The following is a 16,030-nucleotide window of genomic DNA, read 5'->3' as shown; positions in this document are numbered from 1 at the left end:
CGTAGCTCGGGTTACTGTCTCGGCGGCGGAGAAGTTGCCGCTTCTCCGCCGTCCATGCTCTCCGGCGCCGGCGGCCCCAGACTGCCGCCCCGCCGGAAACTGAAAGTCCTGGCCGGATCCGGCCCCGCCGGCGGCGTCTCGCCGGCAAGCCGCGCCAGGACGGTTCGTGCCGCCCCCTCGCCCATCGCCCGCGGATCGGTCACCACGGTGGCAAGGTTCGGCTCCACCATCAGGCCGGTCGCGATGCCGTCGAAGCCGACGATCGACAGGTCCTGGGGAATGCGCCTGCCAAGGCCGCGGGCCGCCTGCATGGCCGCGAGCGCCAGATAGTCGTTCGAGGCGAAAATGCCGGTGATGTCGCGGTTGGCGGAAAGCAGCGCGCGCAGCAGCTCCAGGAGTTGGCCCTCCTGCTCGGCGATCTCCAAGAGCACCGGCTGCGCCATGCCGAGCGCCGCGCAGGCCTCGGCGAACCCCTCAAAGCGCTCGCGCGAGCGGTCCGAGCGGCCGAATTCCAGCGCCAGGAAACCGGTATGCCGGTGCCCGAGGGCGGCGAACTCGCCGGCGACCCTCGCCGCTGCCGCCCGGTTGTCGACCGACCAGGCGGGAAAGCCCCGGCAGGCCCGGTTGTAGACCAGCGCGCAGGGCACGCCCCGCGCCCGCGCCTGCTCCAGCCCCTCGCTATCCTCGACATTGCTGACCGTGACGATCAGCCCGTCGACCTGCTTGGCGAGCAGGGTGCGGATCGCCCGGCTCTCCAGCTCGGGATCATAGTCGGAACAGGCGAGGATGAGCTGATAACCGGCGCGGTTGGCCTCGGCCTGCGCCGCCTGCACCACATCGGCGAATACCGGATTGGCGAGCGAGGGCACGACACAGCCGAGGGTGCGGGTGGTGCTGCTCTGCAGCGAGCGCCCGAGATCGCTGAACTCGAAGCCGAGTTCGGCGGCGGCGGCAAGCACCTTGCGGCGTGTCTTTTCGCTGGCCGGCCCCCGACCATTGAGGACGCGGCTGGCCGTCGCGACGCCGCAAGCGGCGCGCTCTGCCACATCCTTGATCGTCGGTGGTCGAATTTTCACCAGTCCCTCCCAAGCCGGCTACAGACAGTAGAATACCGCCGAAATCCGAAAATGGAAACGTTTCCATTTCGAATTACACCGGGTCGATGTCAGTTTGATGAAGGCAGCCCGTGCCCAAGGGAGAGGCAGAGCGGCACGCGGCAAGCGCCCGCGCGGTGATGGCGCCTGCCCGATCAAGGCCTTGGCGGATTTCCGGAGGGCGGACGCCGAAGTCTGCCTAAGATCAGGACCCTGGCCTGCGGCGCCTTTAAAAAAAATGGCGCCGTCCGGGGACGGCGCCGTCATCCGGGTCTGTCGTCAGTGTCCTCTGGCGAAAGACACCGAGCCTCAGCGGGTCAGAACCACCCCCTGGCCCGGCACGACGCGCAAGGCAACCTCGGTGCCGGCAGCACGCCGATCGCCGCCGCGCCGGTGCACCTCGTCGACCAGCAGCGAGCGCCCGCCCACCTCGACGAAGTAGCGGATCGTGTCGCCGAGGAACTCGCTGCCCGCAATCGTGCCGGCGAGCTCGCCGCCGCCGTCATCGGCGAATTCCAGCCCGCGCGGCCGCAGCACGAAGCTCGCCTCGCCCTCGCCATGCGACCCCTGCAAGGGGATCGCGAATCGCTCGTCGAGGACGAAGCGGCAGGCGCCGTCCCGCACGATCACCCGGCCGTCGAGGATGTTGGCCGTGCCGAGGAATCGGGCGACGAAGCTGTTGGCCGGCTGGTCATAGACATGGTCCGGCTCGCCGACCTGCTGCACCACGCCGTCCGAAAGAACCGCGATCCGGTCGCAGATCGTGTTGGCTTCCTCCTGGTCGTGGGTCACGAAGATCGTGGTGATGCCGAGCCGCCGCTGCAGCGCCAGCAGATCCTGGCGCATCTGGACGCGCAGGTTGGCGTCGAGATTGGACAGCGGCTCGTCGAGCAGCAGCACCTTCGGCTCGATCACCACGGTGCGGGCCAGCGCCACGCGCTGCTGCTGGCCGCCCGACAGTTGCGAGGGATAGCGGTCGGCATAGGCGTCGAGCCCGACCAGTTCCAGCGCCTCGCGCACCCGGCGGCGGATCTCCTCCGGCGGGCGCCGCCGCTCCTCCAGCCCATAGGCAACGTTCTGGCGCACCGTCATATGCGGCCACAGCGCATAGCTCTGGAACACCATGCCGACATCGCGCTTCCACGGCTGCAAGCCGATGACGTTGCGCTCGCCGAGCAGGATCTCGCCGCTGGGCCGCGGCCCGAAGCCGGCGATCGCCCGCAGAAGCGTCGACTTGCCGGAGCCGGAGGGGCCGAGGAAGGCGAAAAACTCGCCGGCCCCGATGTCAAGGTCGATGCCCTTGAGCACCTTGGTGGTGCCGAAGGACAGGGTCAGGTTGCGGATGCGGATCGGCGTCGCGCTGCCCGTTGCAAGGGGCTGACCGCTGGTTTCAATCGCTTGAAGCATGGCTGTGCTCCCTTGATCAGTGCGAGCCGGCGGACGCGGATTGCTCCCGTCGCGCCTTCTCAACGAGGTGTTGGGCGAAGTAGGTGGCAAGGCCGACGATCACGACCGTGATCACGCCGAGGGCGGCACCGGGACCGCGTCCCGCCGCCGACTGCATGAACAGGTAGAGGCCGTAGGCGAGCGGCGCGTCGCTTTCCCGCGCCACCAGCATGATCGTTGCCGAAAGCTCGACGGCGGCGGTGGCGAAGCTGGTGACGAAGCCGGCGACGAGGCCGGCCGCCATCAGCGGCAGCACGATCCTGCGCACCGTGCGCACCTTCGGGGCGCCGAGATTTTCCGAGGCCTCCTCCAGCGACGGGCTCACCTGTTGCAGCGCCGCCGAACAGGAGCGCAGCGCGTAAGGCAGCCGCCGTGTCGCCAGCGCGATGACGATGATGCCCCACCAGGTGGCGAGCGGCGCGCCGGTGAACGGCATGTCGACGCTGTAGAACAGGCGCAGATAGCCGATGCCGAGCACGACGCCGGGAACCGCCAGCGCGGCCATGGCGATATAGTCCAGCCACTTGCGCCCGATCAGCGTCGTGCGCGCGGCGAGATAGGCAATGGCCGTGCCGAGCAGCACGTCGATCAGCGCGGCGATGCCGGCATAGATCAAGGTGTTCTTGATGAAGGGCCAGGCCTTGTTGACCGCCACCGCGTAATGCTCGGTGGTGAAGCCGTCCGGCAGCACCGAGAAGGACCACACCGTGCCGAGCGACAGCAGCAGCAGGCCGATATGCGGCGCCAGAACGATGGCCAGCAGCGCCAGCACCACCAGATAGCAGCCCGCCGTTTCCAGTGGCCCGAGGTCCCGCTTGGACAGGCCCCCGCCGCCCTTCTGCGTGGTGGAATAGTCCTTGCCGCGCATCGCGCTGATCGACACCCACATGGCGAAGATCGAACAGACGATGAGGATCACCGAGATCACATAGCCCATCGGATCGGAGATGCCGACCGAGGAGATGCGCAGGTAAGCCTGCGGCGCCAGCATGGTGTTGACGTTGAGCAGCAAGGGCGTGCCGAGATCGTCGAACACCTTGACGAAGACCAGCGAGGCGCCGGCGATATAGCCGGGCATGGCCAGCGGCAGGACGATGCGGCGGAACAGCCGCATGCCGTGCGAGCCGAGCATCTGCGCCGACTCTTCCATCGACCGGTCGATGTTGCGCAGGCTCGCCGACAGGTTGATCAGGATGAAGGGAAAATAGTGGATCGACTGGACCAGGATCACCCCGTTCAGCCCCTCCATGAAGGGAATGGTGATGCCGAACCAGTCGCGCAGCAGCAGGTTGACGCTGCCATTGGCGCCGAACAGCAACTGCATCGCCACCGCACCGATGAAGGGCGGCATGATCAGCGGCACGAAGCCGAGCGTCTGGATCAGCACCGCACCGCGGAAGTTGAAGCGCGAGGTGATATAGGCGAGCGGCAGCGCGAAGACGGTGGCGAGCACCACCGACATCGCCGCCACGTAGAAGGAATTGTAGAAGGCTTCCCGGAACAGGGCGCTGCGGAAGAAGTCCATGAAATTGGCGAGCGTCAACTCGCCGCTGCCCGGATCGGTGAAGGCGACATAGATCACCATCGCCACCGGCAGGATCAGGAAGGCGACAAGGAAGAGCAGGATACCGAGCGCCGCCGTCAGCGGCCCCCAGGATATGCGCTGCCCGAAACTTGCACGCGGAAGGGCGGTCGACAGCGCGGCCATGCGCGGTCCTCCTCATCAACGAGCGGATTTTGGGAACAAGTGACGTGAGGGCGGGCGCCCCGGAGCCGGGGCCGCCCGCCGACGCCGTCCGGCGTCACTTCATGGATTTCGCCTTGCCGGCAAGTTCCACCGCCTTCGTGTAGTTCGCCACGATGCGGGAGTCCCATTCCTGCTCGACCTCGGCCTGGCGGCCGGTCGCCTTGTCGTCGGCGGTCTGGCGCTTGGTGGTAAAGATCGCGGCGAAGGCCGAATCGTTCGCCGTCTCCAGGTCGACCGGGGTCCAGGCGACCAGGGCGCGGGCCTCTTTGATCAGGTCCTTCGCCTCCTGCGAGCCGCCCTCGCCAACGGCCGCCTCGGCCTCGTGGATGGCCTTCACCGCCGCCGTCAGTTCCTTGTGGCGATAGGTGATCATGCTATCGAACAGCGCGTTGACCGCGTTGTAATGCGCCTTCGAGGCTTCACTGTCGAAGCTGACGCTGGCCTTGATCGTGTCGCCGACGAACGGGTTCGGGAAGCCCTCGGGGGCGTTGGCATAGGCTTCCGGGTTGACCGGCAGACGCATGATCTTCGGGTCGAGCAGCAGTTCCTGGCCCTTGGTCGACAGCAGGAAGTCGACGAATTTCCTGGCGTTCTCCTCATTCGGCGCGTTGGTGACGATGCCGACATTGGCCGGCACCAAAGCGGTCACGTCCGGATAGACGAAGTCGACCGGAAAGCCCGAGGAGCGCGAGGAGAAGCCGAAGAAGTCGATGACGACGCCGAAGCCGAAGGAGCCGGTGTTGACGCCGTCCGGCACGCCGAACGAGCGCTCGGTGATGGTGTAGGAGTTGCCGCTGATCCACTTGATCTGCTCCCAGCCCTTCTCCCAGCCCTCGCCCTGCAGGATCGTCTCGATCGTCAGATGCGTGGTGCCGGAGCGCGAGGGCGAGGAAATGCCGACATGGCCGAAATACTCGGCCTTGGTCAGGTCCGACCACTGCCGGGCCGGCTCCAGGCCATAGGACTGGGCATAGCGGGTGTTCCACATGATGCCGTAGCCCGACAGCGCGAAGCCGGTGTAGAAGCCGTCCGGATCGTTGATCGGATAGGCGCCGATCTTCTCCGGCAGGCCCTCGACCGCCGGACTGTACTTCTCCAGCAGGCCGTCGGCCTTCAGCACCTCGAAGGCATCCGGCGCCGAGGCCCAGAAGATGTCGGACGAGTTGTTCGACGTGGTTTCCTTGAGGAACTTGACGCCCGCGCTGGTGGCCTTGTTGACGACCTCGACGGTGACGCCCGGATGGGCCTGCTCGAAGGCGGTCTTGTAGACGTCGGTGACATCGGCCGGATAGGACGTGACGATGGTCAGCTTGTCGCTGGCGACCGCGAGCGTGGTCAGGGACACGGACGCGAACAGAGCGGCCGCCCCCGCGGCAGCTTTCAGGGCAAAAGAGCTCACTTGTATTCCTCCCAATGGTTCCGGCCTTGGCGGCCGGTGCCCTGTCCCTTGTCAAATGCCGTGCCAGATCGGAAAATCCGGCCGAGAAAATCATTCAATGAGTGATTTCAAAGGAATGCGGGATCGCCGCGCGAATGGCGGCAGGCGTACTTGTGCCGGAACCGACTCACTTCGTTACCTGAGGCTGAGTCGAAATCGACTCACTCCGCGGCGCCGCGCTCGGGCAGTGCGATGCCGTGCCTCTCCATCCTGAGATAGAGCTTCTTGCGCGGAATGCCGAGCCGGCGCGCCGCCGCCGAGAGATTGCCGGACGCGGCCTCGATCGCCTCGCGGATCGCCGCTTCCTCGAACCTGTCGAGCCGCTCCGGCAGGCTCGCCCCCGCTCCCGCCTCTCCGTCCGCGCCCTCCTGCGCCCTCTCCTGCGCAGGCCGCGAGCCGAGGCCGAGCGCCAGCCGCTCCGCCCGGTTGCGCAGTTCGCGCACATTGCCGCGCCAGCGCTCGCCGATCAGTCCGGCCATCACCGCCGGTGGGATCGCCGGGCAGTCCCGCCGGCGCGCCGCAGCCGCCTCGCCGACGAAATGGCGGAACAGGATGGGGATGTCCTCCGCCCGCCGGCGCAGCGGCGGAATGCGGATCTCCGCCATGTTGAGCCGGTAGAACAGGTCCTCGCGGAAGCTGCCCGCATCCGCCGCCTCGCGCAGGTCGACCTTGGTCGCCGCCACCACCTTGACGTCGATCGGCACCGGCTCGTTGCTGCCGACCCGCTCGATCACGCGCTCCTGCAGCGCCCGCAGCAATTGCGTCTGCAGGTGCAGCGGCATGCTCTCGATCTCGTCGAGAAACAGGGTGCCGCCGGAGGCGTGCTCGAAGCGGCCGATGCGCCGCTTCAAGGCGCCGGTGAAGGCGCCAGCCTCGTGACCGAACAGTTCGCTGGCGATCAGGGTCTCGGGAAGCGCGCCGCAATTGATCGCGACGAAGGGGCCTTGCCCGCGCGGGCTGAAGCGGTGCAGGCAGCGCGCCACCAGCTCCTTGCCGGTGCCGGTCTCGCCATGGATCAGCGTGTCGACATCGGCCACCGCCACCGCCAGCACCTCGTCGCGCAGCAAGGCCATCGCCCGCGAAATGCCGATCAGGATGCCGGAAATCTCGTGGCCCGCCGCCCGCTCGCCGCGCAGGCGCCGGTTGTCCAGCTCCAGCGACCGCAGCCGCAGGGCGTTGGCGGTCAGCGCGATGAGGTAGTCGGGATCGGCCGGCTTTTCCAGGAAGTCGAAGGCGCCGGCGCGCATCGCCTCGACGGCGCGCGGCACGTCGCCATGGCCGGTCACCAGGATGACGGGGATCGCCGGGTCGATACCATGCACCCGCGCCATCAGCTCCAGCCCGTCCATCTCCGGCATCCGCAGATCGGAGATCACGACGCCGGCAAAGCGGGCGTCGAGGCCGCAGAGCGCCGCCAGCGGCTCGCCATGCGCGCGCACCTGGTGGCCTTCCAGCACCAGGGTCTCGCGCATCGCCTCCAGCACGGCCGGATCGTCGTCGACCAGAACGACCGTCCCGCCCTTCGTCCTATCCCCCGCCATAGCCCGCGCCCCGCACCTCCTGCCCCTCGTCCACCCGTCCTTCGCCCGCCCGCCCCTCGTCCACCCGACGCAACTCCAGGATGGCCCGCGTGCCGCCTCCCTCGGCCGGAGCAAAGCGCAGGCTGCCGTCGAAATCGCGGACGATGTTGTAGGAGATCGACAGGCCGAGACCAAGTCCCCGGCCCGGCTCCTTGGTGGTGAAGAACGGATCGAACACCTTGCCGAGCACATCGTCCGGAATGCCGCAGCCATTGTCGGCGACCTCGATCACCACCCTCTCTCCGGCCGCGCGCACGCTGACTGCGACGCGCGGCGCCTTGCGCTCCTCAACCGCATCGACGGCATTGCCGATCAGGTTGATCAGCACCTGTTCCAGCCGGTTGGCGTCGGCGCGCACGGGCGCCCCGTCGCCGTCCCGCGGCAGATCGAAAGCGATGCGCGCGGCCTGCGGCTGCACGCGGAACAGCTCCGCTGCCCTGAGGACGATCGGCACCGGATCGCAGCTTGCCGCCTCGCGGGTGTGGCGCCGGGCCAGCGTCTTGAGGTGGTTCGAGGTATCGGCCAGCCGCAGCACCAGGCCGGATACCTGCTCCAGCTTCTCGCGCACCTTGCCGGTGTTGGACTGGTCGAGATAGCGTCGGGCGTTGTGCAGATAGGAGCGCATCGCGGCGAGCGGCTGGTTGAACTCGTGGGCGATGCCCGCCGACAACTGGCCGAGCGCGGCCATCTTGCCCGCCTGCACCAGCTCTTCCTGGGCCTGCAGCAGCTTGCCCTCGACCTGCCGGCGCTCGTCGATTTCTCGGGTCAGCCGCTCGTTGATCTCCCCGAGCTCCAGCCGCCGCCGCCGGGCGAGCTGGCTGCGCCCCTGCAACGTGCGCAGCGCGTCGGCGAGCTGGCCCATCTCGTCCTGGCCGATGACCTTGACCGGCGCGTCGAGCTCTCCGTCGGCGATGGCGCGCATGGATTTCAGCAGGCTGGACAGGCGCGGGATGAACTGCCGGCCGACCGTCAGCCAGCCGACCACCAGCGCCACCACCGCCAGCAACCCGCCGAGGGCGAGCAGCAGCACCGTGCCGCGCCCCAGCGCCTCGCGCGCCGCCGCCGCCACTTCCACCGAGCGCCGCCCCGCCGAGGCGACCGCGCCGCTGACCAGCCGCGACAGCCGGTCGAGCTTGTCGCCGGCCTCCTCGACGATCACCGCGCTCTCTCCGGCCAGTGCCGTCTCGCTGAACTTCAGCTCGAACAAGGCGCCGCGCGGCGCGCCGAGCCGGGCGATGTCGGACAGCGCCTGGCGCAGGGTCACGGTGCTCGCCGCCTGCGCCAGCAGGCTGACCATGTCGCCGGTGCCGGCGACCGCCTCGCCGACATCCTGGCGCAGCAGCTCGATCACGTCGCGGTCCTGCGCCTGCGCGACGCGCAGCAGCTTGCCGATCAACAGGTTGACATGGGCATTGGCGCTCCACAGCGTCTCAGCGAACCGCAGCTCCCGCTGCAGCAGCCCGGTCTGCGGCGCCGCGCCGGCCATGGCCGGCCCCGCCGCCTCCAGCGCCTCCAGCGCCACGCGGATGTTGAAATCGGTGTCGACGATCAGCGGCTCGATCTCGCGCAAGGCCTCGTCATGCAGCCGGTTGAGCCGCACCACCAGCGCATCCACCTGCTGACGGATCGCAAGGTGGCGGGCGACATTGCCGTCGATGCGGGCGATGTCGGCGGCCAGCGCCTGCGGCAGGTCGGCACTGTCGCCGAAGCTCTCCGGCAGGTCGTCGCGCAGCGTCCGGCCGATGCGCTCCAGCAGTCCGGCGAGACTGCCGACCGCTCCCTCCAGCCGCTCCCGGCTGGCCTGCCGGGCCTCGTTGGAGCGGGCGAAGACGAGGCGCGGCATGTCGGCGCGAATGCCGGTCGCCACCTCGGTGAAGCGGGAAATGTCCGCCTGCCGCCCGGTCTCGATGGCGACGAGGTCGCTCACCGTCTCGCCATAGCTGGAAAACACATAGACCGACAGGCCCGCCGTGCCGAGGCCGACCATCGCGATGACCGCCAGCGCCGCGATCAGCCGGACGCCGATGAAGGAATGAAGCCGTTTCGACGCCCGGGGCGCATCGTCCTGCATGACCGCCCTCACCGTGCTTGCGGCGAGACTGCAGCGGCGAGGCGCCGCTGCGCCTGCTCGACCAACGCCCCGGCCTCAGCCAGCCGCTCGCGCGTCTCCCGGTGCCAGCTCTCCAGCAGCCGCTCGCGGAAGGCGCGGTTTTCCAGCCGCTCCGGCGCGGTCGGCGAGAACACCCGCACCAAGGCCGGATCATGCGCCATGAAGGCGCGCACCGGCACGCCGGTCGCCCGGCGATAGGCCTGATCGAGCAGTGCCCGCGCCTCGACCGTCGCCTCTCCCGCCGCCTCTCCGGCATCCGTCAGCCCCGCCTCGACCTCGCGCCAGCGCCGCCAGAAGCGCCGGTGCTCGTCGAGCTGATAGGTCACCAACTGGTCGAACAGCGCCACCACCACGTCGCGCCGGGTCGAGGCGAGCAGATAGTCGAACCGCTCCTCGAACGGCGCCGCCTCCCGCGCCTCGGCAAGCGGGATCCGCGCCACCTGCGGGTCGGCCAGCAGCGCCTGGCCCTCCTCTCCTTGCAGGAAGGCGACGAAGCGGCGCGCGCCCTGGCCGTTGCGCGCGCTGGTCAGCGCCGCAACCCCGGCCGGCAGCAGCACGTCGCCGGGTGCAGCGACAAAGGCGAGCGGCTCGCCATTGGTCGGCTGGGTGCGGGCAAGGAAGCCGACGCCGATGCCGACCGGGAAGCGGCCGTGGCCGAGCCCCTCCGGCACGCCGAAGGAGCGGGCCGTCACCGTGGCGAGATTGCCGGCAAGCTGCTGCAGATAGGCCCAGCCCTCGTCCCAACCGAGCGATTGCAGCACCAGTTCCACGAACAGCAGCGTGGTGCCCGAGCGCGCCGGCGCCGACATCGCGATCAGGCCGGCATAATCCGGCGCCAGCAGCGATCCGAGATCCACCGGCGGCGGCAGCCCCTTGGCGCGCATCAGGTCCGGCCGCCACATGATGCCGATCCGCGAATAGGCGAAGGCATGCAGGCGCGGCGGCGACGGCCGCACCCCGGCCGCCGCTTCCGGGCCGGCCCGCACCGGATGCTCCAGCAGCCCGGCATCGGCAAGCTCGGCGATGGCGATGGGCGAACTCGTCCACACCGCATCGGCCCGCGGCAGGCGCTCGCTCGTCACATGCTCGATCAGCGCATGGGTCGACTTATGCAGGAAGCGCAGGTCCTCGCCGGGCCGGGTCCGGAGATAGGCGGCCGCAACCGCCTGGGCGAAGGGTTCGGGATAGGAGGTCAGGACGACGATGGGCGGGGCGGGGAGCGTCGAGCCGGAGGACGGCGTGGTCTGCGGCGTGGCACCGGCAGGCTCCGCCTGCTGCGCGGCAAGCGGCCGCGGCACCAGCGCGAACGCTAGCACCGCCAGCACCGCCAGCGTGCCCCGCACGGGGACGCCCATCCACGGGCGGCCGCCCCCTCCTCCCGGGGCGGACCGGACTGCACGACGCAAGGGTGTCATTGTCCTTCCTGTGTCCGGACCCGACCTGGATGCTCCTCCACACCCATGGGATCCGGTCACGGCGATCACGATCGCGGCCATTTGGTCACAAGCCGGCTAAGTCTTCAAGGCGCGCCGGCGGCCGGGAGATGGACCGCTTTCGGCGCCATGCCATTGCCCGCAACCTGGGGATTTCTGCCCAGGCTTGCCTTGGCGGCCCGTCCATGGCCCTATTCGAAAGGAGAAATGTCGGTTTTCGAACAAAATGACGAGACCGGCCGAGATCGACAGGGGCACCGCCGCCGGACAAGGGCGGACGGTCGGCAGGCAGACAGGCGGGCGATCCCGGATGGACGAGACCACCAAGAAGAAGACCCTGCGCCAGCAGCAGCTCCTGAGCCTTCTGGAGAAATCCGGCTATGCCTCCGTCGAGGAGCTGACCGCCCGCTTCGCCGTGACCTCGCAGACGATCCGCCGCGACATCGGCGACCTGGCCGCCGGCGGCCGGGTGCGGCGCTATCACGGCGGCGTCGCGCTGGCGAGCCCGATCGACGCCCAGACCTACCGGCAGCGCCGGGTCGAGCAGGCCAGCGTCAAGCGCCGCATCGCCCGCCGCGTCGCCGAACTCGTGCCGGACGGCGCCTCGGTGTTCCTCGACGCCGGCTCGACCTGCGAGGCGGTGGCCGAGGCGCTGTGCGAGCGGCGCGGCCTCAAACTCGTCACCTACAGCCTGCGCGCCGCCGTCACCCTCACCGACCGCACCGACTTCACCATCGCCGTGCCCGGCGGCTTCGTGAAGAATGTCGCCGGCAGCGTCATGGCCGAGGACGTCGCCGACTTCATCCGCCGCTTCCGCTTCGACGTGGCGATCATCGCCGTCAGCGGCATCGACGAGGACGGCGGCATGGGCGACGACGACCAGACCGAAGTGTCGATCGTCCGCGCCGCCACCGGCCAGGCCCGCTCGACCCTGCTTGCCAGCGATTCCAGCAAGTTCTACCGCACCGCCCTGGTGCATCTCGGCTCCGTCACCGAGGTTTCCGACCTCGTCACCGACGCCGCTCCGCAAGGGGCGCTGCAGCAGATTCTCGCCGCCTCCCCGGTCAGGCTGCACATTGCCTGAGCCGGATTTGCCGGCCGGCCGGTTCGGCGGCTAAAAAAACCGGCGCGTTTCATTTACACTGTTGTGAAGCCGACCGGTTTGCGCATTAAATGTCGGAAAAAGAAAAATGTTGCCTTTCAAACAGAGGAGAACCGAGATGCACCTGACAAAGAGGTCCGCCCTGGCCGCGCTTGCCGCCGTGATGCTGTCCGGCACGGCGATGGCCAACACGATCACGGTCTATACGGCCTATGAGGAGGACGAGGCCGCGGCGTTCCTTGAGGCGGCCAAGACGTCCCTGCCCGACATCAACGTCAACCTGCTGCGCCTGTCGACCGGCGACCTCGCCGCGCGCATCATCGCCGAGAAGGCCAATCCGCAGCATGACGTGCTGTGGGGCTTCGCCGTGACCTCGATGGTCAATCCGGAGATCCTGGAGGGCCTGGAAGCCTATCAGCCGGTCGGGCTCGACCAGGTGCCCGAGCGCTTCCGCGATGCGGACGGCAAGTGGTTCGCGGTCACCGGCTACATGGCGGCGCTCTGCGTCAACAACGAGCGGCTGCAGGCCAGGGGCATGACCATGCCGACCTCCTGGGCCGACCTCACCGACCCGTCCTTCAAGGGCGAGGTGGTGATGCCGAACCCGGCCAGCTCCGGCACCGGCTATATCCAGATCAACTCGCTGCTGCAGATGATGGGCGAGGAGAAGGGCTGGGAGTTCCTCGACAAGCTCGACCAGAACGTCGCCCAGTACATCAAGTCCGGTTCGCGGCCCTGCAACGCCGCCTCGGCCGGCGAATACACGGTCGGGGCCTCCTTCGCCCTGCGCGCGGTCAAGAACATCGAGGAAGGCTACCCGATCACGCTGGTGGTTCCCTCCGAAGGCGCCGGCAACGAGCTGGAGGCCAATGCCCTGGTCGCCGCCTCGAAGAACAAGGACGCGGCCAAGCGCTTCCTCGACTGGACCTTGAGCGCGGAGGCCGCCAACGTCTATTACGACTGGAAGGCCATCGTCACCGTGCCGGGCGGCAAGATGCCCGAGCGCTTCACCTCCGCCGGCCTGCCGGACGACGTGTCGCAGGTGCTGTTCCCGGTCGACTTCAAGGCCGCGGCCGACGACCGCAGCCGGATCATCCAGAAGTGGCAGGAAAAATACGAGCGTTGAGAAGGGCTTGAGCCCAGTCTCGCGGACGTGCCGGCGCCCCCGTCGACGGGAGGGTGCCGGCGCTCCCCGGCCTCGTGACGCGGTAGGGCGGGCCGTGCCGGCGTGTGGCCCGCCCCATCGCCAGACTGCTCGCCAGTCTGCTCGCCACTCCTGTTGAAAAATCGCGCCCGCAGGGAAAGCCCCATGGACCTTTCGATCCACGATCTCGTCAAGCGCTTCGGCAAGCTCACCGCGCTCGACCATGTCTCGCTGGAGGTGGCCCAGGGCTCCTTCGTCTGCTTCCTCGGCCCCTCGGGCTGCGGCAAGACCACCTTGCTGCGCGTCATCGCCGGGCTCGAGGAGGCCGACGGCGGCAGCATCCGGCTCGGCGGCTCGGATCTCTCGGCGATCCCGGCGCGCAACCGCAATTTCGGCGTCGTGTTCCAGTCCTACTCGCTGTTTCCCAACATGACCGCGGCCCGCAATGTTGGCTACGGGCTCGAATGCCGGCGCTGGGACAAGGCGAGAATGCAGTCTCGAATCAAGGAGATGCTCGATCTGGTGCATCTCGCCGACCAAGCCGAGAAGCTGCCCTCGCAGATGTCCGGCGGCCAGCAGCAGCGCATCGCGCTGGCCCGCGCGCTGGCGCCCGACCCCTCCGCCCTGCTGCTCGACGAGCCGCTGTCGGCGCTCGACGCCAAGGTCCGCGAGGAGCTGCGCATCGAGATCCGCGCGGTGCAGAAGCGGCTCGGCATCACCACCATCATGGTCACCCACGACCAGGAGGAGGCCCTCGCCATGGCCGACCTGATCGTCGTCATGAGCAAGGGCCGGATCGAGCAGATCGGCACGCCGCAGCAGCTCTACCGCGAGCCGGCCACCGCCTTCGTCGCCGACTTCATCGGCCGGATGAACGTACTGCCCCTCGATCCGGGCCCGCAGGGCGGCTTCCGCTTCGCCGGCACGCAGCTCGAGGTGCGCACCGCCGCCGGCGGAGCGGGCAGATCCGTGGCGGCGCTCGGCATCCGCCCGGAAGCGATCACGCTGAAAGGGCTGGACGCAACCGGTCCGAACGTCCTGCCGGCAAGCGTGCGCACCGTCTCCTTCCTCGGCAACATCACCCGCATCGAGGTCGAGCCCGACGCCCGGCCCGGCACCGGCATCCTGGTCGAACTGCATGGAATGGCGAGGGTTCCCGAGCCTGGCGAGCGGCTTAATATCGACATTTCCGCCGAGGATCTGAGGGTTCTGTCATGAGCGTGACGACCGCGAGCGGATCGCGGCCGGCCGCACACCTGCCCGGCCGGGCCAGCGACCGATCGATCACCCTGGCCCTGTCGATCCTCGCCGCGATCCCGATCCTGCTGTTCCTGCTGCTGCCGCTGACCGGCATCCTGCTGCGCGGATTCCAGACGCCGGCCGGCTTCGGCCTCGGCAATTTCATCCAGACCTTCGGCGCCGACCGCTTCTGGCGACTGGTCGGCAACAGCATCTCGATGTCGCTGACGTCGACGCTGATCGCCGTCGGCCTTGCCTATTTCTACGCCTATGCCCTGCAGCGGGCGTCGATCCCGCTGAAACCCTTCCTGCGGATCGCGGTGCTGACGCCGCTGTTCGCCCCCTCGCTGGTACAGGCGCAGGGACTTATCCTCCTGCTCGGCCGCAACGGCGCGCTCAACCGCTTCCTCGGCTTCGACATTGATATCTATGGCTTCTGGGGCACGACCATCGCCAATGCGCTCTACGCCTTCCCTTACGCCTATCTGATCCTGTCCGCGGCGCTGGCGGTGGCCGATGCCCGCATCTACGAGAGCGCCGAGACGCTCGGCGCGGGGCCGGCGCGGATCTTCCGGGATGTGACGCTGCCGGCGACCCGCTTCGGCCTCGCCGCGGCGATCTTCGTGGTGTTCACCCTGGTGATGACCGACTTCGGCAACCCGATGGTGATCGGCGGGGATTTCAGCGTCCTTGCCACCGAGGTCTACAACCAGGTTATCGGCCAGGCGCAGTTCGGCCTCGGCGCGGTGATCGGCATCGTCCTGCTGGTGCCGGCGGTGCTCGCCAAGCTGATCGAGAAGCGGATTTCCGCCCGCCAGCACGCCCTTGTCACCGCCCAGTCGAAGCCGCTCGAGGTCAAGCCGTCGCGCGGCCGCGACATCGCCTTTTCCGTCTATGCCTATGTGATCGTTGCTCTCATCCTGAGCGTCCTGGCCATCGTCGTCCTCGCCAGCTTCGTCCGGCTGTGGCCCTACAACATGAGCTTTACCCTCAGGCACTACCAGTTCGACGTCCAGAACGGCACCGCGCCGCTGTGGAACAGCGTCGGCGTCTCGCTCGCCACCGCCATCCTCGGCGTGGCGATCACCGGCCTCACCGCCATCGTGGTGCATAAGTTCAGGAACCCGCTGACCGGACCGCTGTCGATGCTGGCGATTCTGCCCGCGGCGGTGCCCGGAATGGTGCTGGGATTGGGATATGTGCTGACCTTCAACGACCCGGCAAATCCGCTGAACATTCTCTATGGCAGCTTCGCGCTGATCGTCATTCTCAGCGTCTATTACAACCACGCCCATGCATTCCTGATCTCCTCGACCAGCCTGAAGCAGATCGGCCCGGTCTTCGACGAAGCCTCGACAACTCTCGGCGGAAGCACGCTGACAACCTTGCGCAAGGTGACGCTGCCACTTCTGTGGCCGACCTTGCTCGGCGTCGGCGTCTTCTATTTCATGCGGACAATGGTCTCTCTTTCGGCGGTGATCTTCCTGGTCACGCCGTCGACGCAACTTGCCGCCGTCTCGGTTCTGCAGCTCTCCGACCGCGGCGCGCTCAACCAGGCGGCGGCGTTTTCGGTCTGCATCATGGCGATCGTCGTCGCCTGCCTGTTGATCGTGCGCACCATCCTGTGGCTCGCCGGCGCCAAGAACGTGACGCTGATCCGCTAGGAAAAGATCAGCAAAAGCAAAAGGTTAGTTCGA

11 protein-coding genes are annotated in these 16,030 nt (G+C 68.2%); 4 read left to right on the top strand and 7 right to left on the bottom strand.

Annotation, left to right across the window (positions count from 1 at the left end):
- Nucleotides 1–11 precede the first annotated feature (11 nt).
- The 7 genes from TSB10GB4_RS17125 to TSB10GB4_RS17095 form a co-directional block, all read right to left on the bottom strand.
- Nucleotides 12–1,076 (bottom strand): LacI family DNA-binding transcriptional regulator, encoded by a 1,065-nt coding sequence (locus TSB10GB4_RS17125; protein WP_186396720.1) that lies wholly within the window; start codon nucleotides 1,074–1,076, stop codon nucleotides 12–14.
- Between the two features lie 327 nt (nucleotides 1,077–1,403).
- The gene (locus TSB10GB4_RS17120) at nucleotides 1,404–2,501 is read right to left on the bottom strand and encodes an ABC transporter ATP-binding protein (protein WP_186396719.1); all 1,098 of its coding nucleotides are present in this window, start codon (nucleotides 2,499–2,501) and stop codon (nucleotides 1,404–1,406) included.
- Nucleotides 2,502–2,517: 16 nt separating this feature from the next.
- The gene (locus tag TSB10GB4_RS17115; RefSeq protein ID WP_186396718.1) at nucleotides 2,518–4,248 is read right to left on the bottom strand and encodes an iron ABC transporter permease; all 1,731 of its coding nucleotides are present in this window, start codon (nucleotides 4,246–4,248) and stop codon (nucleotides 2,518–2,520) included.
- Nucleotides 4,249–4,342: 94 nt separating this feature from the next.
- Nucleotides 4,343–5,686 (bottom strand): ABC transporter substrate-binding protein, encoded by a 1,344-nt coding sequence (locus TSB10GB4_RS17110; protein WP_186396717.1) that lies wholly within the window; start codon nucleotides 5,684–5,686, stop codon nucleotides 4,343–4,345.
- Between the two features lie 200 nt (nucleotides 5,687–5,886).
- Complete coding sequence (locus TSB10GB4_RS17105) at nucleotides 5,887–7,266, bottom strand: sigma-54 dependent transcriptional regulator (RefSeq protein WP_186396716.1); 1,380 nt, start codon at nucleotides 7,264–7,266, stop codon at nucleotides 5,887–5,889.
- A complete protein-coding gene (locus tag TSB10GB4_RS17100; RefSeq protein WP_186396715.1) occupies nucleotides 7,253–9,376 on the bottom strand; it encodes an ATP-binding protein in 2,124 nt (707 codons plus the stop codon). Before TSB10GB4_RS17100 ends, TSB10GB4_RS17105 begins: the two co-directional genes overlap by 14 nt.
- Nucleotides 9,377–9,384: 8 nt before the next feature.
- Nucleotides 9,385–10,770, bottom strand: a complete 1,386-nt coding sequence (locus TSB10GB4_RS17095; RefSeq protein ID WP_186396714.1) for an ABC transporter substrate-binding protein — start codon at nucleotides 10,768–10,770, stop codon at nucleotides 9,385–9,387.
- Nucleotides 10,771–11,158: 388 nt separating this feature from the next.
- Here TSB10GB4_RS17095 and TSB10GB4_RS17090 point away from each other — a divergent pair, with 388 nt between their 5' ends.
- The 4 genes from TSB10GB4_RS17090 to TSB10GB4_RS17075 all read left to right on the top strand — a co-directional run bounded on the left by TSB10GB4_RS17090 (nucleotide 11,159) and on the right by TSB10GB4_RS17075 (nucleotide 15,997).
- A complete protein-coding gene (locus TSB10GB4_RS17090; RefSeq protein ID WP_186396713.1) occupies nucleotides 11,159–11,932 on the top strand; it encodes a DeoR/GlpR family DNA-binding transcription regulator in 774 nt (257 codons plus the stop codon).
- Between the two features lie 136 nt (nucleotides 11,933–12,068).
- Nucleotides 12,069–13,076 carry an ABC transporter substrate-binding protein gene (locus tag TSB10GB4_RS17085; RefSeq protein WP_186388181.1) on the top strand — a complete coding sequence of 336 codons (1,008 nt, stop codon included), beginning with the start codon at nucleotides 12,069–12,071 and terminating at the stop codon, nucleotides 13,074–13,076.
- A gap of 183 nt (nucleotides 13,077–13,259) precedes the next feature.
- Nucleotides 13,260–14,312 (top strand): putative 2-aminoethylphosphonate ABC transporter ATP-binding protein, encoded by a 1,053-nt coding sequence (locus tag TSB10GB4_RS17080; protein WP_186396712.1) that lies wholly within the window; start codon nucleotides 13,260–13,262, stop codon nucleotides 14,310–14,312.
- The gene (locus TSB10GB4_RS17075) at nucleotides 14,309–15,997 is read left to right on the top strand and encodes an ABC transporter permease subunit (protein ID WP_186388183.1); all 1,689 of its coding nucleotides are present in this window, start codon (nucleotides 14,309–14,311) and stop codon (nucleotides 15,995–15,997) included. Before TSB10GB4_RS17080 ends, TSB10GB4_RS17075 begins: the two co-directional genes overlap by 4 nt.
- The last annotated feature ends 33 nt before the right edge of the window (nucleotides 15,998–16,030 follow it).

The sequence above is a fragment of the Stappia sp. TSB10GB4 genome, from assembly GCF_900185745.1.
Classification (GTDB): Bacteria; Pseudomonadota; Alphaproteobacteria; order Rhizobiales; family Stappiaceae; genus Stappia.
This window is presented reverse-complemented; position numbering and strand designations above follow the sequence as displayed.

Coding starts and splice junctions, on each gene's coding strand:
- TSB10GB4_RS17120 (WP_186396719.1), bottom strand. CDS start 2,501: ATGCTTCAAGCGATTGAAACCAGCGGTCAGCCCCTTGCAACGGGCAGC.
- TSB10GB4_RS17115 (WP_186396718.1), bottom strand. CDS start 4,248: ATGGCCGCGCTGTCGACCGCCCTTCCGCGTGCAAGTTTCGGGCAGCGC.
- TSB10GB4_RS17105 (WP_186396716.1), bottom strand. CDS start 7,266: ATGGCGGGGGATAGGACGAAGGGCGGGACGGTCGTTCTGGTCGACGAC.
- TSB10GB4_RS17100 (WP_186396715.1), bottom strand. CDS start 9,376: ATGCAGGACGATGCGCCCCGGGCGTCGAAACGGCTTCATTCCTTCATC.
- TSB10GB4_RS17095 (WP_186396714.1), bottom strand. CDS start 10,770: ATGGGCGTCCCCGTGCGGGGCACGCTGGCGGTGCTGGCGGTGCTAGCG.
- TSB10GB4_RS17090 (WP_186396713.1), top strand. CDS start 11,159: ATGGACGAGACCACCAAGAAGAAGACCCTGCGCCAGCAGCAGCTCCTG.
- TSB10GB4_RS17085 (WP_186388181.1), top strand. CDS start 12,069: ATGCACCTGACAAAGAGGTCCGCCCTGGCCGCGCTTGCCGCCGTGATG.
- TSB10GB4_RS17080 (WP_186396712.1), top strand. CDS start 13,260: ATGGACCTTTCGATCCACGATCTCGTCAAGCGCTTCGGCAAGCTCACC.
- TSB10GB4_RS17075 (WP_186388183.1), top strand. CDS start 14,309: ATGAGCGTGACGACCGCGAGCGGATCGCGGCCGGCCGCACACCTGCCC.